General features: G+C 36.8%; 18 protein-coding genes (1 of these 18 running past the window's edge). 1 reads left to right on the forward strand and 17 read right to left on the reverse strand.

What is annotated here, in order from left to right:
• The 4 genes from OTK01_RS11560 to yajC form a co-directional block, all read right to left on the reverse strand.
• A protein-coding gene (locus OTK01_RS11560; protein ID WP_029227701.1) for a hypothetical protein crosses the window boundary here: on the reverse strand, positions 1–762 show its 5' portion. 405 nt of this gene lie to the left of the window's left edge; 762 of the gene's 1,167 nt are visible here — the first part of the coding sequence; its start codon is at positions 760–762; its stop codon lies off the left edge, out of view.
• 68 nt (positions 763–830) lie between these two features.
• Positions 831–2,597, reverse strand: coding sequence for a phosphoenolpyruvate carboxykinase (GTP) (locus OTK01_RS11565; protein WP_029227702.1), 1,767 nt, complete (start codon positions 2,595–2,597; stop codon positions 831–833).
• A gap of 164 nt (positions 2,598–2,761) precedes the next feature.
• Positions 2,762–3,610, reverse strand: a complete 849-nt coding sequence (gene rsmA / locus OTK01_RS11570) for a 16S rRNA (adenine(1518)-N(6)/adenine(1519)-N(6))-dimethyltransferase RsmA (protein ID WP_029227703.1) — start codon at positions 3,608–3,610, stop codon at positions 2,762–2,764.
• Between the two features lie 78 nt (positions 3,611–3,688).
• Positions 3,689–4,054, reverse strand: a complete 366-nt coding sequence (gene yajC, locus OTK01_RS11575) for a preprotein translocase subunit YajC (protein ID WP_014043109.1) — start codon at positions 4,052–4,054, stop codon at positions 3,689–3,691.
• A 121-nt stretch (positions 4,055–4,175) separates the two neighbouring features.
• Here yajC and OTK01_RS11580 point away from each other — a divergent pair, with 121 nt between their 5' ends.
• A complete protein-coding gene (locus tag OTK01_RS11580) occupies positions 4,176–5,171 on the forward strand; it encodes a radical SAM protein (protein ID WP_029227704.1) in 996 nt (331 codons plus the stop codon).
• Here OTK01_RS11580 and OTK01_RS11585 read toward each other — a convergent pair.
• The 13 genes from OTK01_RS11585 to thiD form a co-directional block, all read right to left on the reverse strand.
• The gene (locus OTK01_RS11585) at positions 5,168–6,595 is read right to left on the reverse strand and encodes a glycosyltransferase family 39 protein (RefSeq protein ID WP_029227705.1); all 1,428 of its coding nucleotides are present in this window, start codon (positions 6,593–6,595) and stop codon (positions 5,168–5,170) included. The two genes, OTK01_RS11580 and OTK01_RS11585, sit on opposite strands and share 4 nt — an antisense overlap.
• Positions 6,582–7,049: a GtrA family protein gene (locus tag OTK01_RS11590; protein WP_029227706.1), complete on the reverse strand. Its 468-nt coding sequence runs from the start codon at positions 7,047–7,049 to the stop codon at positions 6,582–6,584. The genes OTK01_RS11585 and OTK01_RS11590 overlap by 14 nt, the downstream gene beginning before the upstream one ends.
• Entirely contained in the window at positions 7,033–7,989 is a 957-nt protein-coding gene (locus OTK01_RS11595; protein WP_029227707.1) for a glycosyltransferase family 2 protein, read from the reverse strand. Before OTK01_RS11595 ends, OTK01_RS11590 begins: the two co-directional genes overlap by 17 nt.
• Positions 7,990–8,320: 331 nt before the next feature.
• Positions 8,321–9,304: an ABC transporter ATP-binding protein gene (locus OTK01_RS11600; RefSeq protein ID WP_029227708.1), complete on the reverse strand. Its 984-nt coding sequence runs from the start codon at positions 9,302–9,304 to the stop codon at positions 8,321–8,323.
• Positions 9,297–10,286: an ABC transporter ATP-binding protein gene (locus OTK01_RS11605; protein WP_029227709.1), complete on the reverse strand. Its 990-nt coding sequence runs from the start codon at positions 10,284–10,286 to the stop codon at positions 9,297–9,299. Before OTK01_RS11605 ends, OTK01_RS11600 begins: the two co-directional genes overlap by 8 nt.
• Positions 10,287–10,288: 2 nt before the next feature.
• The gene (locus OTK01_RS11610) at positions 10,289–11,170 is read right to left on the reverse strand and encodes an ABC transporter permease (RefSeq protein ID WP_029227710.1); all 882 of its coding nucleotides are present in this window, start codon (positions 11,168–11,170) and stop codon (positions 10,289–10,291) included.
• Positions 11,167–12,153 (reverse strand): ABC transporter permease, encoded by a 987-nt coding sequence (locus OTK01_RS11615; protein ID WP_029227711.1) that lies wholly within the window; start codon positions 12,151–12,153, stop codon positions 11,167–11,169. The genes OTK01_RS11610 and OTK01_RS11615 overlap by 4 nt, the downstream gene beginning before the upstream one ends.
• 21 nt (positions 12,154–12,174) lie before the next feature.
• A complete protein-coding gene (locus OTK01_RS11620) occupies positions 12,175–13,983 on the reverse strand; it encodes an ABC transporter substrate-binding protein (protein ID WP_029227712.1) in 1,809 nt (602 codons plus the stop codon).
• A gap of 187 nt (positions 13,984–14,170) precedes the next feature.
• A complete protein-coding gene (locus tag OTK01_RS11625) occupies positions 14,171–15,193 on the reverse strand; it encodes a LacI family DNA-binding transcriptional regulator (protein WP_029227713.1) in 1,023 nt (340 codons plus the stop codon).
• Positions 15,194–15,218: 25 nt separating this feature from the next.
• Positions 15,219–16,112, reverse strand: a complete 894-nt coding sequence (locus OTK01_RS11630) for a beta-1,2-mannobiose phosphorylase (RefSeq protein WP_029227714.1) — start codon at positions 16,110–16,112, stop codon at positions 15,219–15,221.
• A gap of 39 nt (positions 16,113–16,151) precedes the next feature.
• Entirely contained in the window at positions 16,152–17,066 is a 915-nt protein-coding gene (locus tag OTK01_RS11635) for a beta-1,2-mannobiose phosphorylase (RefSeq protein WP_029227715.1), read from the reverse strand.
• Between the two features lie 170 nt (positions 17,067–17,236).
• The gene (gene tgt, locus OTK01_RS11640; protein ID WP_029227716.1) at positions 17,237–18,310 is read right to left on the reverse strand and encodes a tRNA guanosine(34) transglycosylase Tgt; all 1,074 of its coding nucleotides are present in this window, start codon (positions 18,308–18,310) and stop codon (positions 17,237–17,239) included.
• A 56-nt stretch (positions 18,311–18,366) separates the two neighbouring features.
• Positions 18,367–19,146, reverse strand: coding sequence for a bifunctional hydroxymethylpyrimidine kinase/phosphomethylpyrimidine kinase (gene thiD / locus OTK01_RS11645; protein WP_014043113.1), 780 nt, complete (start codon positions 19,144–19,146; stop codon positions 18,367–18,369).
• Between the last annotated feature and the right edge of the window lie 7 nt (positions 19,147–19,153).

A 19,153-nucleotide genomic window follows, 5' to 3' on the forward strand; every position in this document is an offset into this window, starting at 1 on the left:
GCAGTAGTTCTTTTCTACATCCAAGCGAAAGCTTGCTTCTTCTTCTTTATCATCCTGGTAAGTCTTTTGAAGTTCTTGTAAGGCACTTTCAACTATCTCAGAAGACTCTTCTTCTTTTTGTGCTTTTTCGGCTGACCCTTGAGGCATCTCACCTTCTGCTTCTTGTTCTTTTTCTTGCACAATTTCCTTTTCAACATCCTGGCTGCAATTCTCACCTAAGCTTTTGTCATCATCTTTTGAAGAAAAGCTCTCAGTTTTTTCTTCTTTCTCTACTTCTACCTCTTTTTTCTCATCGTGATTATCCATATCTTTTTTGTCTTGATTTTTCTTATTTTCGCCCTTTTCAGAACCTCTTAGAATATCTCTTTCCATTTCATATAAACTGCTATCATCAAAGCTTCCTATCAGAATGAAATTGGGTTTTCCCTTTTTCTCTTTTGCAATGGCAAACCCGACCAGGTCTGTAAGTTTCCAGCTGCTTTTGAACAAATTAAACCTGCTTGTGGAAAGAAACTGGACAATATTCCCTTTTTGTGGCTTTGAAAGTGCAGTCAAAAATACTGGATAATATTCATTCAATTTTTTCACAACACCCCAAAAAGTTATTTTATCCTCTGTCTCTTCCAATCCCTGGATAACAATTTCAAAGTTAACTGTGTCTACAATTGCCTGAACCTTGACATATCCAAACGGGATTTTTCCTTTCTGTTCAATTCCCTTTAAGATTACAACAAACCTTGTAAACGGCAAATTTTCTATCAAAACAAAAGACCTCCTTCATAACCTTTATATCAGTATATGAAGGAGGCCTTCTGTTTGGTGATTTATTTCTATTTTGAAAGTCTTTGTTTTAGCTTTTCATTCTCTTCAATGAGCTCTCTCGGGAGCCTGTCTCCAAACTGGCTTAAAAACTCTCTTGAATCCTCAGCTTCTTTTAACCACAATTCTTTGTCTATCTCAAGAAGCTTTTCTACCGTCTGTTTGTCTATGTCAAGACCATCTAAGTAAAGGTCATCGACATATGGCACATAACCAATTGGAGTCTCTTTTGCCGAAACCTTTCCTTCGCATCTTTCAATTATCCACTTCAGAACCCTCAAATTTTCGCCAAATCCCGGCCAGATAAACTTGCCATTTTCATCCTGCCTGAACCAGTTTACATGGAAAATCTTGGGCGGATTTGGAATCTTCTTGCCCATCTCAAGCCAATGTGCAAAATAGTCAGCCATGTTATATCCACAGAACGGAAGCATTGCCATTGGGTCGCGACGAACAACGCCGATCTTGCCCATTGCAGCAGCAGTTGTTTCAGATGCCATTGTAGCGCCAACATATACACCATGCTGCCAGTCAAATGCTTCGTATACAAGTGGTGCAACCTTTGCTCGTCTGCCGCCAAATATTATTGCCGAAATAGGCACGCCCTTTGGATTTTCCCACTCCTTTGAAATTGATGGGCACTGGCTGGCAGGCGCTGTAAATCTTGCGTTCGGGTGCGCACCCTTTTCACCGCTGTCTCTTTTCCATGGCCTTCCAAGCCAATCAATGCCTCGCTCTGGCACCTCTCCATCCATGCCTTCCCACCATACTGTTCCATCTTCTTTTAAAAGCACATTTGTATATATCGTATTTCTCTTTATGGTCTCCATGGCATTTGGATTTGTCTTATAACTTGTGCCAGGTGCAACACCAAAAAACCCTGCTTCAGGGTTGATAGCCCAAAGTCTGCCATCCTCGCCAATCCTCATCCATGCAATGTCATCTCCTACAGTCCACACCTTGTATCCAAGCTTTTTAAGAGGCTCTGGTGGAATTAACATCGCAAGGTTTGTCTTACCACATGCACTTGGAAACGCACCTGCAATGTATGTTACCTTGCCGCTTGGGTCCTCAATTCCGACAATGAGCATGTGTTCTGCAAGCCAGCCTTCTTTTCTTCCCAGATAGCTTGCAATCCTGAGTGCAAAACACTTCTTTGAGAGAATGACGTTTCCACCATAACCTGAGTTGACGCTCATAATTGTATTGTCCTGCGGAAAATGACAAATGTATCTCTTTTCTGGGTCAAGCGTCGCTTTGGAGTGAAGTCCCTTCACAAAATCAGGTGAGTTTCCTAAAGCTTTAAGTGCAACATCGCCAATCCTTGCCATAATTCTGAGGTTCAAAACAACATATATGCTATCTGTAAGCTCAATACCCACTTTTGAATATGGTGAGCCAACAGGTCCCATCAAATATGGCACAACATACATTGTTCTTCCTTTCATGGACCCGTCAAAAAGTGAGTAAAGCATCTTGTAAGCTTCGTTCGGGTCCATCCAGTTGTTTGTTGGCCCTGCTTCCTCTTTTGTTGGTGTGCAGATAAACGTTCTGTCCTCAACCCTCGCCACATCGCTTGGATGAGTCCTGTGAAGATAACATCCTGGAAGCTTTTCTTGGTTGAGCTCCATAAGTTCTCCTGACTCAAGAGCTTCTTTTATGAGCCTTTGTTTTTCTTCCTCGGAACCATCTATCCAGACAATCTTGTCTGGTTTTGTGAGTTTTGCCATCTCATCAATCCATTCATATACCGAGGGATGCAAATTCACCTTTACCACCTTTTCTCCACCACCTTGCAAGTTTTGTTTATGAGAATTGCAATTTGTATTATATTATACATTATTAAAGTGGAAATTGTCAAAAACAAAATACTATTTTTAAGGATAAATGAAATTTATCTGTCTACTGAGTTGCATTTATTATCAGGTATTAAGAGCTCCTTTCAACTTTTAAAAAATTCCTCTTCAAAGCATTGGTAAAGTCTTATATAGTCATCCAATGATAAGTCCTCTGCTCTTAAATTTTCATCAAGTCCAGCTATGTGGATAATCTTTTTTAGCTCATCTTTTGCAATATCAAGCTGATTTGAAAGAGCATTTAGAATTGTCTTTCGGCGGGTTGAAAAACATGCATGGACTATTTTAAAAAACTTCTTTTCATCAACATTTGGCTTTTCAATTTTGAACCTTGCTCTCAAGACCGCAGAATCAACCTCTGGTTTGGGGTAAAAAACATTCTTGCTGACATAAAAATAATCCTCTATCTCACAGTAAAAGTTCATTGCAACTGTGAGATTTCCATACTCTTTTGTCCCTGGTTTTGCTAAAAGCCTTTGTGCAACCTCTTTTTGAACCATGATTGTAAACTTCTCTATACACTCTCTTTCTTCAAAAAGTTTAAAGAGTATCTGCGATGTGACATAATATGGCAGATTGCCAACAATATATACCTTGTTGCCATTTGTTAAATCTTTAACATTGAGTTCAAGAAAGTCACTATTTACTATTTGGACGTTTGAAATAACCTGGCAAACTTCTTTTAAGACATTCAATATCTTTTTGTCAATCTCAACCGCAAATACTTTCTGTGCAGTTTTTGCCAAATAAACTGTAAGTGTTCCAGGGCCTGCACCTATCTCAACAACTTCTTTTCCTTCCACCTGGGAAAATAAAATGATTTTTCTTACTACATTTTCATCAACTAAAAAGTTCTGGCCAAGTTTTTTGTTTGGAGAAAGTCCATACTTTTCAAGAAGACTTAAAAGCTCGGTTTTTGTGATGGCTGGATTCACTCCTTTTTTAAAGTTGTTGATAACATTTAAAAATAAATGGCTCTGAAGACCTGAAAGCCCTCAGAACCATTTCTATTTTTAATCTTTTGGTTCAGCCTTTTTCAAAACCTCTTTGACTGCCCACTTGTAAATTTTGAGCTTTACCCTGTCTGCTCCTACTTCAATTGTCAAAATATCATCCTTGATATTCACAATCTTGCCGATAATTCCAGCGTTTGTGACTATCTCATCTCCAACAATTAAAGAATTAATCATCTCTCTGAACTGTTTTTCTCTTCTTCTCTGTGGAACAATTATGAGAAGGTAGAGAACTACAAACATCAATATAAGAGGTATGAACTGTGCAAGCAAAGCAATTGCTGTTGCTCCTGCTGGTGCCTGCTGCTGAGAGCTTTGATTGCCTGTTGCATACGCAATTTCAAATAAAAGATTACTCAAGCTCATAAACTTTTTATCCCCCTGCCACCATTTGATTTTTAAGATTAAAATTATGCATAATAATATTATAACAGTTATCAAAAAATAGGCAAGCACTTTTGAAAGACTAAAAAGGAGGCTGTGAAAATTGGAAAAATCTGTTGGGAAGCTTAAAATTGAAAGGCTTTTTTCAGGTGGTGTCATCACAAACTACTACTGTTCTTCTGCTTGCAAACACTGCCTTTACAACAGCTCGCCATCCTGGAAAAAAGAATATATGCCAGAAGAAATGGCAGACAAAGTATTTAAGACATTAAAAAAATTTGGAGTTTTTTCGGTTCACATAGGCGGTGGAGAGCCTTTTTTGAACTTTGAAGGATTAAAGAAAGTTATTAATAAAGCAAATGAAAATGGGATTTACATTGAGTACATAGAGACAAACGCTTCGTGGGTTGAAAATGAAGATGAGGTAAAAAGAAGATTAAAAGAATTGAAAAATCTTGGAATTGAAACAATACTTGTCTCAATCAGCCCTTTTCACAATGAATATATTCCATTCAAAAAGGTTTTAAGATTAATCCAGCTTCTGAATGAGGTTGGTATTGGAATTTTCCCTTGGATTGAAGGTTTTGCAAATGAAATTAGAAGGCTGAATATAGACAAAACACATTCTCTTTCTGAATACAAAGATTTATTCGGAGAAAACTACATAAGACATCTTCCCCAAAGGTATTATCTTACCCTAAACGGCAGGGCAATTAAAACATTTGAAGAATATTTTCCAACAAAATCTGCTGATGAGATAGTTAAAAATTCACCTGCATGTTTTGAGCTTTATAGCAAAAACCATTTTCATATGGACCTTTTTGGCAATTTCATTCCAAATCCATGTGTGGGCTTTAGAATCTCCATAGATGACCTTGGAAAAGAGCTTGACACAGGCAAATACTTTTTTGTAAATCTGCTCTACACCCAAGGAGTAAGAGGGCTTTTTGAATATGCAAAAGAAAACTATGGCTATACACCCTCAAAGAAATTTTTGAACAAATGCAGCCTGTGTTTTGATATTCGAAAATTTCTGGTGTTAGACAAAAACATAGAAGCACCTGATTTGGGACCAAGAGAGTTTTACTTAAACTTCTAAATCTTTTTTAGCTTTTTCTTTAAAGCTTCTGCACCCATGCCACTTAGCAAAAAGAGGGTAAATATTGCTGGATAGTGATACCGCGGTTGAACCTCTAAAAAGATATGAACAGCAACATATCCAAGAAATATTAGGCTTGTGAGCAAAATAACTTCATCGTTACTATTCTTTTTTCTAAAAACAGATGCAAAGACAATATAAAGCAAAATTGTGTAGTAATAAAGCTGAGAAAGCATGTAAAAGATTGTTGGATGGCTTTTTACAAATTTTACAAACCATGTATTTTTATAAACTTTAAAAGTGCTCCAAAAATACCCAAAACTATCATCGCCCCATATTATTGAAATCTTTCTCGGAATGATAGAAAGAAATTTGTCTGGCTGCTTTTTAAGTCTTTGTATTCCTATTTTCATAGCCTCTTGATGCATCTTTTTAAAGTCATAGCCAAACTTTTCTACAAACAATGAGTGTTTGCGGTTATTCATACCATAGGTAGTGTAGTCTGTGCCAATCATGAGATTTAGTCCCATTGATGTCTGCCAAACAGGAACGTTTGTGAGACAGAAAATGAGATAGCCTATTGTATAAAAAGCTGCAATATATGCTCCCAAAGAGGAAAGAGCAAGCTTTATAGCCGTAAGATTTCTATTTAGCCCACAAACTACTGCCCATACCAAGCAGGCTATAATCACCAATACACCCACAGGCCTTATATGGTTGGAAATTGCAATAAAGAACCCTCCTAAAAGCGCAAAATTTATTTTTTCTTCTTTTATGCCTTTTATAATAAAATACAGCCCAAGCATGAAAAATACAATAAAAGGATGCTCAGATGCCAAAACCGAATTGTACATTATTTGTGAAGGCCAGAAAGCAAATAAAATGATGCTATAAAAAGCTGCATCTTTGCCAAAAAGGTAATTAACTGTGTAAAAAATGATTATTCCCAGAATAACTGAAAGAAACACATTGAAAAGTTTTGCAACCAAGACGCTGCTACCAAAGATTTTAAATACAGACGCTAAAATCAAAGAGTAACCAAACCTGAACCTAAAAAGTACAAATGTCTTGTCATAAGCATGAAAAAGTCCTCTTGAGGCCTTGCTCGCGTAAGAGTAAAAACAAAAATAATCTGAAACTGGTTTTGTTGGCATCAAAAATACCCACAAAAGTCTTGGCAGGGCTATCAAAAAGAATATCGTAAATAGATTTATTTTCGTGAACAATAAGTCTTTTAGTTTGTATAACCCTAAAGTTATACTGCAAAAAGCACTTAGGGTCAACAAAATCAAAAGCCATATGCTAAAACTTTTTCCTACCAGAAGCAAAATTCTGTAGTAGTATGATAAAAAAATGCTACTTAAAAGCAATATTGCAACCAAGTATTCGAATACTTTTGAATACAATTTTTTAGACACTTTCATCTTTTACCTCCACTTTTGTAAATACCCAGAACTTGTATAAAATATAGTTTACACCTTGGGCACACAAAGTTGCAAGTATTTTTGCAATCAAAATTGAGTTCGACAAATATAGCTTTGAAAGTTTTATCACTCCAATTGAAAGTAGCAAGGAGACAACATTTGTAAAGCCAAACTTGACAGCTTTTAGTAATACTTTTCGCCCTTTTGTCCTGTCTTCAAACGTCCACCTTTTGTTCATTAAAAAACTGTTAAGCATTCCTGCTGTATAGCCAAAAATCTGACTGAAAGAAGAATCAAAATGTAAAATAGAATAGCAAACAAAAAAGACTGCAAAATCGATTGCTGTATTTATAATTCCTACAACCGAAAATTTTACAAATTCAAGTAACTTTTCTATTTTTGAGTGAATTTTTAAAATTAACTTTCCTTTACAGCTGCTACTGCTCTTGTGCATCTTCAGCTATCTCCTCGATAAAATATAACGGTCTTCTCTTTACCTCTTTATAAATCTTTCCGATATACTCACCAATCAATCCCAGTGCAACAAGCTGAAGCCCACCTATGAACCAGATTGAAATAGTCAAGGAGGTCCAACCTGCTATGGCTTGTCCTCTTATCTTTTGGACTATTGCATAAATCAAGATTGCAATGCTGAGTAAAAACATCAAAAATCCCGCAGAGGTAATATACTTTATTGGCTTTACAGAAAATGAGGTTATTCCTTCAAAGGCAAAAGAAAGCATCTTTTTGAGTGGATACTTTGTCTTACCTGCAATTCTTTCTTGTCTTTCATAATACACAATTGTAGATTTGAGCCCAATCAGTGGAATTATCCCTCTCAAAAACAAATTTCTCTCTTCAAACTGCATCAAAAACTCCAAGGCTTTTTTACTCAAAAGCCTGTAATCAGCGTGGTTATACACAATTTCAACTCCAAATGCTCGCATCAGCCTATAAAAACTCTGTGCTGTAAACCTTTTGAAAAATGTATCAGTTTTTCTGCTGCTTCGAACGCCATACACAACATCATAGCCTTCTTCAAATTTTTTGATAAACTCGTCAATCACGTTTATATCATCCTGCAAATCAGCATCCAATGTAATTACACAGTCACAAAACTTTACACTATATCCCATTCCAGCCATTAAAGCATTCTGGTGTCCGCAGTTTCTTGAAAGTTTTACACCAACAAACCTTTTGTCTTTGGTTGCCTCTTTTATTAGCTGCCAGGTATTATCCTTGCTTCCATCATCTACAAACACAATCCTGCTCTCGTTTGATATAAGTCCCTTTTTCAAAAGGTCATCAAATTTTTGTGCTATCCTTTTAATTGTATAAGGGAGCATTTCTTCCTCGTTATAGCATGGGATTACGAAGTAGACTTTTGGAGACATTGTTACTCTCTCCTAATTGTTTATTCTTTATAACATTTTACATTACTAAGTTTAACAAGGATTGAACGTTTTGTAAACAGTTTTTTTAACATAAAATGTTTTTGAGAAAAAATAAAAAATGAGGCTACTTTTTGCAAAATAGCCTCTTATTTGCGTTTTGACATACTCAATATTATTGCTATTCCTATAACGGCAAATGCGATTGATAAAACTACCAAGTAAAGTTCTATACCACCTTTTCGGAAACTCAAAAGCCACATCAGAGAAAAAATAATTATAATCAAGAATAAGGTAAAATAGAACCGTCTTAACCTCATCTATTTCTCCCTACCTAAATATTTTTAAAAACATGGCATGCAACCCAGTGGCTGTGAGATATCATCTCAAGCTGTGGTGTTTCGTTTAGACACTCATCAGTAAAATAATTACAAGCATGTACAAAGGGACATCCTTTTGCACCAGGCTTTCTCACAGGAGGATCATACGACCTGAGCTGCTCTACTTTCCTTTTTTTAGCCAACTCAGGGTCAGCAATCGGGCTGGAATTTAACAACACTTTTGTATAAGGATGCACTGGATTTGTAGTTATCTCTTCGCTTGAGCCTTTTTCAACAATCCTTCCACCATACAAAACAGCTATCTCACCTTTTTCATAAGTAAAATACCTTGCTGTGCCTATATCATGCAGAACAAGAATTATTGCAATGTTTTTCTTCTCATTCAAGTCCTTGAGCAACTTTATTATAGCAGCCCTTAGCGACATATCAATCATGCTTATAGGCTCGTCTGCAACTATTATTTCTGGATTTGCTGTCAATGCTCTTGCAATTGCAAGTCTTTGTCTGCCTCCACCAGATAAATGATGGGGATATTTGTTAAAAAAATAATCTGGTGGTGTAAGCCCTACCATCTCAAGAAGGTCATATACGCGTTTTTCTAACCTCTCTCCACTCAGTCCTTCGCACTTTTTTAATGGGTCTGCTATTATTTTGTAAATGGTTTTTGAAGGATGCAAAGAAGCATATGGGTCTTGATGAATGTACTGAACCTTTCTTCTTATAACCTTGTAGTCTTTTCTGCACTCATCTAAACTCTTATTAAACCAGTATATCTTTCCCTCTGTCGGCACTTCAAGGTTTGTTAATATTCTTGCCAAGGTGGTTTTACCCATTCCACTTTCTCCAATAATAACTAATCTATCACCTTTTTTAACTTCCAAATTAATGTCATCTAATGCTAATTTGTACTTCTTTTTAAACAGACCTTGCGAAAACACCTTGCTCACATGTTCAGCTCTTAGGGCAATCTCATTCATCTTTACGTCCTCCTTCTTTATACAAGTGACATGCAACCTTTACATTGTCCGGCAATTTTATAAGCTGTGGCCTTTCTTTCTTGCAAATCTCCATAGCATATTCACAGCGAGGATGAAATCTGCAACCAGAAGGAGGATTTAGCAAACTTGGCGGGTCACCCGGAATAGCTTTTACTTTTGACATATCTGCGTTTATTGCCATTATCGAATTTATCAACCCTTGCGTATATGGATGCTTAGGTTCTTTAAAAATCTTTTCTGTGGGGCTGCATTCAACTAAACATCCACCGTAGATTACAAAAATATTGTCTGCAAGCTCTGCTGCCACTGCAATATCGTGGGTGACAAATATGAGTGTTATGTTCATCTGTGTTTTTAATTCTTTCAGAAGCTGCACTATATGTGCCTGGGTCAAAACATCCAGCGCAGAAGTCGGCTCATCCAAAATTAAAATCTCTGGTTCTAAAAGCAGTGCCAAAGCAATTAATACTCTTTGTTTCATTCCACCAGATAGTTGCATTGGATAAGCATAAAGCACAGTTTCAGGATTAAGCCTTACCATTTTTATCTTCTCTGATGCTTTGTTAATTAACTCATCCTTGCTCCAGTTTATCCCATGTGCCTCTATGGTATCTCTAAAATGGTCAATAATCTTCATGGTAGGGTTTAATGACTGTTGAGCTGCCTGTGGAACAAGAGCTATTCTCTTCCATCTTATCTTCCTCAGTTCATCTTCTCTCAATTCTAATAAATCAAATCCCACAGTCCTGTAAAATACTTTTCCAGAGAGTATTCGTCCATTCGGCGGTAAGGTCCTTGTAATAGCTTCTATAATTGTACTTTTTCCAGACGCACTCTCTCCCACTATTGCCGTCACTGTATTCTCGTAAACCTCGAACGAAACATCTTCAGTTGCTTTTATTGTCCCTTCTCTTACTAAGTATACTGCTTTAAGGTTTGACACTTCCAATAAACAATTCATCTTTATTCATGCCCCCGAAGCTTAGGATTAAACACTTCTTCAATCCCTTGAGCCAATAATATGCCACCATAAATCAACAAAACAATGTTGAGTATTACAAAAAATGGATAATGGAAACCCTTTGGTGTATATAGTGCTCCTGCTTGATATAAAGCATAGTTTAGCATTACTCCCCAGTGAGTAGGGTCAAATTTAGCAAGACCTAAAAACATCAGTCCTATGGAAAATTCCATTGCACTTTTCAGCTGTGTTACAAAATTTACAAATATATAAGGTATTAATAATTTTGCAATGTCACTGAACAATATATAACCAAGCCCCATATTCAGCATCCTGGAAGCCTCAACAAACTCTCTTGATTTTACCGTCAGCACTTGAGCTGCAACCTGTTTTGCTAAGGGCGCCCATAACCATATTGCAACTATCAAGGCAACTTCTACTGTGTTCAATTTTGTATCAGCAAATATTGCAGCTAAAATCAAAAGTGCAGGGAAAGAGGGAATCACCAAAAACACTGTGATTATTGCATCTAATAATTTTCCACCAATTCCTTCTAAATATCCTCTTGCTACCCCAACCACTGTCCCTATAATTACTGCAAACAAGCTTGCAAAAAGTGTAAGAGAAATTACTGACCTTGAACCGTGTACAATCTGCTGAAAAATATCTACTCCAAAATAATCTGTCCCGAATGGATGTTGCAAAGAAGGTCTTTGATACCTGTTTGCAAAATCAGAATTCATGTTGAGTGGAACTATCATTGGACCAATTGTTGCCATTAAAATAAAAAATAGCAGGATGATAGAACCAACTAACGATTTTTTATTAGAAATAAGTGGCTGAACATAGTCATAAAAGAAATTTGAAAACCTTTTTTTCCTCATTTTAACTTCACCCTTGGATCAATTAATGCATATACAATCTCAGCGATAAAGGTTGCAACAATTACCCCTATCACTATTAAAGAAAATAATCCTGTCAAAAGACCAAAATCTCTCACCGCAATCGCTTTGCCAAAATAAAATCCTATCCCAGGATAATTAAATATCGATTCTACCAATGTATGTCCTCCTAACATGTATCCTATTGAAATGGCCAAACTTGCAATTAGCGGAAGCATAGCATTGTTTTTTATGTATTTGTTTGCAATTATAGAATCTTTTAAACCTCGCGCTTGAGCAAACCTGATATAATCTTCTTCCATAATTTGGGATGTATTTCCTCTCATTGCAAGCGTCCATGCAGCCATTTGAGGAATGGCTGTAGCAAACATAGGTCCGAGCGCATGGTGTATAACTTTCAAAATAAAGCTCAATGAAAATGAGGGTTCCATATCCACTGGATATGCGCCACCTAATGGAATTACACGTAACCTCACTGCAAAAATGAACAAAATTAAAACAGCTAATACAAAAGGCGGTATTGCTTGAATTATGCTTGCTATTCCAGAGATTACTAAATCAACTATTGTACCACGCTTTTGAGCAGCAAAAGACCCAAGATAAATCCCAACTAAAAAGCTTACCAAAGTAGCTAAAGAAATCACAAACAATGTCCATGGAAGCGCTTTGGCAATTATTTCATTTACACTTGTCTGATAAAATGAGGAGTAACCAAAATTACCTTTGAGCAGGTTCGAAATAAATCTCCCGTATCGAACAATTAAAGGTTCATGTGGGTCTATTCCCATTAATTTATGCGCTATTTCAAGTGCCCGTTCCATTTCCATATTTCGCTGTTGTGCTATTGAAACAGCCAGGCCATAAGCGGGGTCGCCTGGCATTTTATTCACCAGGACAAAAACCCCGCTTATAGCTATAAGAAGTACAACAATCAGATAGACTAGTCTATCAACCACATACTTCAACTTTTATTTGCCCTCCACATGTTATTTTTTAACTGCAAGCTTGCCTGTTGTAATCAGAAGATTGTAGACTCTTTCTATTCCACCAGGAGCAAGAGACCAAACAGGGTCATCTTTTGCAGGCCAACCTGTGATCTTTTTATCAGAATAGTAAATTGGCAGAACCTTTTCAAACAAAGGTATAATAGGCAAGTACTCATTTGTAATATATGCTAATTTTTGAACAACATCCATAGATTTTTTCTTGTCTTGTGCAACATCTCTCAGCTGTTCAGTCAAATCATAAGGTGAGAATTTACCCCATGGTGTTGAATATTTATCTTTTGACGGGAACTTCGTAATATTGTATAAATCTGCTTCATACAATCTCAGGTATCCGCTATAAGGATGTGGATAACCTTGCCATGTGACTCCAAACTCAATTGCAGCTTCATAATCCCCACTCTTCATAACCTGGTCTCGCATTCCATCAGGAATAAGCTTCATTTCTACCTTAAATCCAAAATTATTTAGCTGTTGCACAACCTCACGTGCTGCCAATACCCAGTCGCTGTGTGGACCATACACGGACAATGTAAATGCTACAGGCTGACCATTTGGCTGTTGCCATGTACTGCCAACTTTTTTGTATCCAGCTTTTTTCAATATTTCTTCTGCCATTTTGGCGTTTGTAGTATATTTGGTCAATTTACTCAAAGTGTCTTTGGATATCCATTTTGATTCCATGCTTTTTAAAATTCCATGAGCATATGGTGAGCATGTAGATGCCTGCCATACAGCTACATCTCTTACTTTGGATTTATCTAATACATAAGCAATAGCTTTTCTTAGGTTTACATCTTTAAACAATGGCTTTTGATAGTTGAACACCAAAGCTATTTCAGACAAGTCTGTTGTTGTTTTAACCTTTAAAGATGGATTAAGAATAGTAAGCTGTTCTACAACATCCTTTGGCATGTTTGGATGAGCTGCATAAATCTCACCTGAAATCAATGATGCCCAGACAAATTCATTAGAAGACCATCTTCTAAATGTGATTCTATTAATTTTCATCTTTGGATACAACCAGTGATATTTGTTTGCAGTTAAGACCATTTCAGATTGGGTAATCTTTGTTGGTTCAAATGAACCTACAACAGGCATTCTTTTTAGAGTTTTGAAAGGTGAAAAAGCATTTACCTGTTTTCTCAAATCATCAGCTTTTTTGTCATAGGTGCTTTTCAGTTGAGCATCTGGAGTTTTACCAGAAGAGCTTATTGCAAATATCTTTTTGCCAAGTGTTGCAACTTCCTTTGCCTGATTAGCCCATTTGCTATAAACGTGATATGGAGCCAAAGCTGGAATTGCAGCGTCGGTCAATATCGTATGCACAAATGACTGAGGAGCATCTTTTGAAAGTGTGAAAACTACTGTGTAGTCATTTGGAGCGGTCACACTCTCAATCTCATAAGGCCATTGCCACATAGCTTGAATAAAATTGACAGAATTGATTACATCCTTAGCAGTAAAAGGCTTGCCATCACTGAATTTTGCGTTTTTGCGCAGAGTTACTGTAACTTTTCCTTTTTCTATTTTCCAGCTTTCTGCTAATCTTGGAATGTACTCATCACTTTGTGGAATGTAATAAGCAAATGGTTCGTAAACAAACCACCATGCTCCTCCTACTGCTCCTGCACCAAAGGGATTGCCGTGGAATGGAAACGGCCAATCAGTAGCTAACCTTAATTCACCTGCAGAAGATGTTGAGGAAGCACCAAGACTAATCCCCATTAAGCCTATAAAGAAGATTCCTAACACAAGAACTGCAATTAATCTTTTGACACGATTTGACATTTTGAAACCTCCTTTACATTATTTTTTTATGATTTGATAAAAAACAAAGACTTTTTTAAAACAACTGATGTTTAAATTATATACTCTTTTGTGAAATGTGTCAAGTTATTTTTACTTGAATTTTGACTTTATTTAAATTTATTTTACAAAGGAAGCCCAGTCAATTGAGCTTCCTTTTTAGTAAAAGTTAAATACTTTTTATAGATTTGCGAATATTCAATCTGCAAAATATTCTTATATCTTCTGCAGGCTTCGAAGGAAAGTCTATTCTTTCAAGAAGCTGTTTGACTGCTCTTTTACCATAATAATCTCTGTCGATATGAATCATGGAAAGAGAAGGCTTAAAATGCTTGACAAGTTCAGTATCATCAAATCCTACAATAGCTATATCTCTTGGAATTTGCAATCCCATATCTTTCAGGGTGTTTGCTGTAACCAGTGTAGACAAATCGCTCACGCAGAAAAATGCTTCAGGTATCTTCTTCAAACCTCTCAAAAATTCCTGAATTTCTGGTTCTGGATTTTTGCTGAAGTCTTTAAAGCCTTCAATCTTGCAAACTTCTTTGTCTATTTCAAGACCAAATTGTTCATGTGCTTCAACAAACCCCTGCCACCTTTCTTTATAACTAATTGCATGGTTTATATCCCCTATAAAACCAATATGTTTATACCCCTTGGAAATCAAATAAGTTATTGCGGCTTTGGTGGAACGTCGATTGTCTGTGTTCACTGTATCTATCCAATCACTTTCTACAAGATTGTCTATTATTACAGTAGGAATTCTCATTTCTTCAATTTTATCAATAACACTTTTGCCAACAGAAGAAACAATTATTATACCTTTAAAGCTACTATTAGATAAGATCTCATCAAGGCTTGTTTCCTCTTCAGAGGAAATGCAATATAAACTAAACTCAAATCCTTTTTTTCGAATTTCATTCTCTACAGAGTACACAATTGCACTGAAAAAATACGGGTCCTGTAGTACATTTGCTGTCATAATCAAACCTATTGTACCTTTTTCAATTTCTTTCTCTTTGAATTTGTACCCAAGCTCTTTTGCAGTCTGCAAAACAAGCTGCCTTGTTTTTTCGGACACACCTGGCTTGTTAGATAAAGCAACTGAAACTGCGTTTTTTGATATATTTAATTTCTTAGCTATATCTTCCAATGTTACTTCCTTTCTTTTTTTTCTGATTTCTATATCCATGTTAAACCCCTTTTTTGAAATATTTCTACTCAAATTTTATCTCTCTCAAGTTTAATCTTGCAACACCAATAACAGTATCAGCTCCCCCATAATAAACCAATAGATCATCTCCCAGCTGAACATGACCACAACTAAAAACAACGTTGGGAATGTAACCATTTATTTCCCAGTCAAGCTCCGGTTCAAGAATGGGTTCATCTTGACGTGATAAAATTTTAGTGGGATCTTTTTTATCCAAAAGTAAAATTCCCAAACGATAGACATTCAAATGATCAGCAGCATGATAGATTACAATATAGCCATACCTATGTTCAATAGGCGGCCCAGCAACCCCTACGCGACTGCTTTCCCACGTATTCGGTCTTATCTTTACAACTTCTACGTGATCTGTCCAGTTTTTTAAGTCTTCGGAAAAAGCCAACCACATGTTTGGGTACCTGCGATGAAACATCACATATCGTCCTTCTATCTTGTTTGGAAATAATGCTGCATCTTTGTTAGGTTCATCAAGTGCAATACCAATTCTTTCCCATGTAATAAGATTTCTTGATTTGGCTATCATTATGCGATAATCTCCTTCAAATCTGTTACCAAAACCAGTGTAAGTCATATAAAAAGTGTCGCCTATTCTTACGATTCTTGGGTCCTCAATCCCTCTTCTCTCTTGTTCGCACACAGCTTCCATTACAGGCTTGTCAAATCTGAAAAAGTTTATTCCATCAGTTGATACGGCATACCCAATTCGGGAAATATATGCTCCATATTTTTCGTGTGGTGGAAGGTCTGTTGCTCTATACAATATATGGATTAGCCCTCTGAAATATATTGCAGCAGCATTGAAAACAGCAGAGCGTTGCCAATCGTCCTCTTTTTTGGGTTCCAATACAGGTTTGGTAGAAAGCCTTTCAAGTTTTATCATAATATTTATACCCCTTTCTTTTTCAGCTATTTAACTTGACTAAAACTTTATCTTTTCTATTTCAATTCCAGCAACTCCTATGCATGTATCACATGCTCCATAATAAACAAGCAGCACTCCATTAACTATGCACTGCCCACAACTAAACACCACATTCGGTACAAGACCCTTTCTCTCCCATTCAAGTTCAGGTTCCAAAATAGGTTCTTCTTGACGCGCCAAAACTTTAGTAGGATCTTGTCTATCCAAAAGAGCTGCCCCTAACCTATATGTTTTTTTCTCATCAACTCCATGATAAATCAATAACCATCCTTCTTTTATTAAAATGGGTGGACCTGCTATGCCTATTTTGTAACTGTCCCATTTGCCCTCTCGAGGTGTCATAATGATCTTGTGATCTTGCCAATGTACAAGGTCATCCGAAAAAGCCACCCAGATAGAAGGAGGACGTCTATGATAGAGCATATACCTTCCTTTTACTTTTTCTGGATGCAAAGCACCATCTTTATTAGGCTCATCAAGAAGAACTTTTCTTTCATTTGTCCAATTTAAAAGATCTGTTGATGAAATTAGAGAAATTCTAATATCATCCCAACTCCTTCCACCAAAAGCTGTATAAACCATATAAAATTTGCCATCAAGATAAGTTATACGTGGATCTTCCATCCCCCAAGCTTCTTGTTCGCCCTGACCCTCAAGTAAAGGCAATGGCATCCTTTCAAAATTAATCCCATCTTTACTTTTTGCATATCCTATTGAAGAGACAAATTTATAATTCTGCTGAGGCTGAGGAAACGAAAGAGCTTCAAAAGTGTTGTTACACGCTCTGTAAAACAAATGAACATATCCATTATGGTAAATTACACCTGGATTGAAAACGGCCTTTGATTCCCAAGCATTTGTCGGAATTGGTTCTAATATTGGCTTTTGCGATAGTCTTTTTAACTTAAACAAATCCATCCTCCTTTGTATTCAAAAGATTTAAAACTGATATTTGCTTTTTACTTTAATTATATAGTTTTGTAACGTCTAAATCAATTGACTTATAGTAAAAAATAAATTTATCTACATGGTAATAATGCACAAAAAAATAAGGGGAACATTCCCCTTTAAACTAATTCTACTTATATCCTATCCTCCTCAATATCCTTCCTCAGCTTTTCCATGAACCTCAGTAAAAACCTGACGTTGTGGATGGAAAGAAGGATTGCACCAAGGATTTCCTCAGCTTTAATTAGGTGTCTCAAATACGCTCTTGTGAAGTTCTGGCAAGTGTAACAGTCACAGTCTTCTTCTATGGGTCTAAAGTCCTTTGCATACTGAGCGTTTTTGATAATCATTCGTCCTTCTTTTGTGAAAACTGTTCCGTTTCTTGCAGTGCGGGTTGCAAATACACAGTCAAACATGTCAACACCGCGAATGACAGATTCATACAGGCAGTCTGGTGTTCCAACCCCCATCAAGTAGCGAGGCCTATCCTCTGGCAGGATTGGGTGCAAAACCTCTATCATCTCATACATGAGCTCTTTTGGCTCGCCAACAGAAAGCCCGCCTATCGCATAGCCGGGAAGGTCTTCTTCAATTGTGCGCTTTGCACTCTCTATCCTCAAATCCTTATAGGTTGAACCCTGCACTATTCCGAACAGCGCTTGATTTTCAGTGTTTTTATGATGAGCTTTGCACCTTTTGAGCCATCTTGCTGTTCTTTCAACAGCCCATTTTGCATATTCATGGTCAACAGGGTATGGCACACACTCATCAAACGCCATTATGATGTCAGAACCTAAAATGTTTTGTATCTCAATCACCTTTTCAGGTGTGAAAAAGTGCCGAGAACCATCTATGTGAGACCTGAACTCAACACCGTCTTCTGTGATTGTTCGAAGCTTGCTGAGTGAAAACACCTGAAACCCGCCACTGTCAGTCAAAATTGGTTTTTGCCAGTTCATGAACTTGTGAAGCCCGCCTGCTTCTTTTATAACATCTATCCCAGGTCTTAGATAAAGATGATATGTGTTTGCCAGGATAATCTGTGTGCCCATCTCGTATAGGTCTCTGTGCATTATAGCCTTGACTGTTGCCTGAGTGCCAACTGGCATGAAAACCGGTGTTTCAATCACTCCGTGCGGTGTGTAGAGCCTTCCTCTTCTTGCATTAGATTTCTTGCTCTTTTTAATTAGCTCAAACTTTATTGCCACTTTTCCCTTGCCCCTTCCCTTAAAAATGCTTAGAAATATTTACAATAATGAAAAAACTATGGGTTTAAAATGAGCTTTCCACTTCCGATTTTTGTAGAGTTATATATTAGGTTTGAAATATACTCTTTGGTACTTTTCAAGGCATCATACATATTATATCCCTTTGCAAGGAAAGTGGCAAATGCAGTCGAAAATGCACAGCCAGTCCCGTGAATGTTATCTGTAAAGCCTTGTTTTTTTGCATATACTCTAAAAATACTACTTTGGGTTATCAAAACATCCTCTGCAACCTCGCCAGGAAGATGCCCACCTTTTAGGATGCATGATTTTATGCCCATCTTCTTCATTTTTTCTTGAATACTGCTTAGAACATCTTCATCAAAATCTTTAATCTCCACATCAAAAATGACTTCTGCCTCGTTTTTGTTGGGTGTTATTACATCACAGGCTTTGAAAAAGTCATATTTTAAAAATTCTACGAACTCACTTTTACAAAACTCAAAACCGCTTGTGGACCTCAAAACTGGGTCACATACTACATTTTCAAGGTCATATTTCCCCAAGATTTTTACTACAGCCTTTGCTATTTCCAAACTTCCCAAAAGACCAATCTTTAGACTATCTGGCTTTATATCTTCAACCACTTTTTGAAGCTGATACTCAAAAAAATGAGGGTCTATGGGTTTTAAGTCATAGACCCTCTGAGTATCCTGGACTGTCAAAGATGTTACTACAGATGCTGCATAGCTATTTAACGCCCTCACAACTTTTACGTCAAGCAAAACGCCTGCACCACCTGATGGGTCAAACCCGGCAATTATGAGTACTTTTTTCATCTTTCTA

Origin of the sequence: Caldicellulosiruptor acetigenus (genome assembly GCF_026914305.1) — a bacterium.
Taxonomy (GTDB): Bacteria; Bacillota; Thermoanaerobacteria; order Caldicellulosiruptorales; family Caldicellulosiruptoraceae; genus Caldicellulosiruptor; species Caldicellulosiruptor acetigenus.

What these genes read in the sequence shown, in the direction of transcription:
- yajC (WP_014043109.1), bottom strand. Translation starts at nt 4,054, where the DNA reads ATGAGCTTGAGTAATCTTTTATTTGAAATTGCGTATGCAACAGGCAAT.
- OTK01_RS11585 (WP_029227705.1), bottom strand. Translation starts at nt 6,595, where the DNA reads ATGAAAGTGTCTAAAAAATTGTATTCAAAAGTATTCGAATACTTGGTT.
- OTK01_RS11590 (WP_029227706.1), bottom strand. Translation starts at nt 7,049, where the DNA reads ATGCACAAGAGCAGTAGCAGCTGTAAAGGAAAGTTAATTTTAAAAATT.
- OTK01_RS11595 (WP_029227707.1), bottom strand. Translation starts at nt 7,989, where the DNA reads ATGTCTCCAAAAGTCTACTTCGTAATCCCATGCTATAACGAGGAAGAA.
- OTK01_RS11600 (WP_029227708.1), bottom strand. Translation starts at nt 9,304, where the DNA reads ATGAATGAGATTGCCCTAAGAGCTGAACATGTGAGCAAGGTGTTTTCG.
- OTK01_RS11605 (WP_029227709.1), bottom strand. Translation starts at nt 10,286, where the DNA reads ATGAATTGTTTATTGGAAGTGTCAAACCTTAAAGCAGTATACTTAGTA.
- OTK01_RS11610 (WP_029227710.1), bottom strand. Translation starts at nt 11,170, where the DNA reads ATGAGGAAAAAAAGGTTTTCAAATTTCTTTTATGACTATGTTCAGCCA.
- OTK01_RS11620 (WP_029227712.1), bottom strand. Translation starts at nt 13,983, where the DNA reads ATGTCAAATCGTGTCAAAAGATTAATTGCAGTTCTTGTGTTAGGAATC.
- OTK01_RS11625 (WP_029227713.1), bottom strand. Translation starts at nt 15,193, where the DNA reads ATGGATATAGAAATCAGAAAAAAAAGAAAGGAAGTAACATTGGAAGAT.
- OTK01_RS11630 (WP_029227714.1), bottom strand. Translation starts at nt 16,112, where the DNA reads ATGATAAAACTTGAAAGGCTTTCTACCAAACCTGTATTGGAACCCAAA.
- thiD (WP_014043113.1), bottom strand. Translation starts at nt 19,146, where the DNA reads ATGAAAAAAGTACTCATAATTGCCGGGTTTGACCCATCAGGTGGTGCA.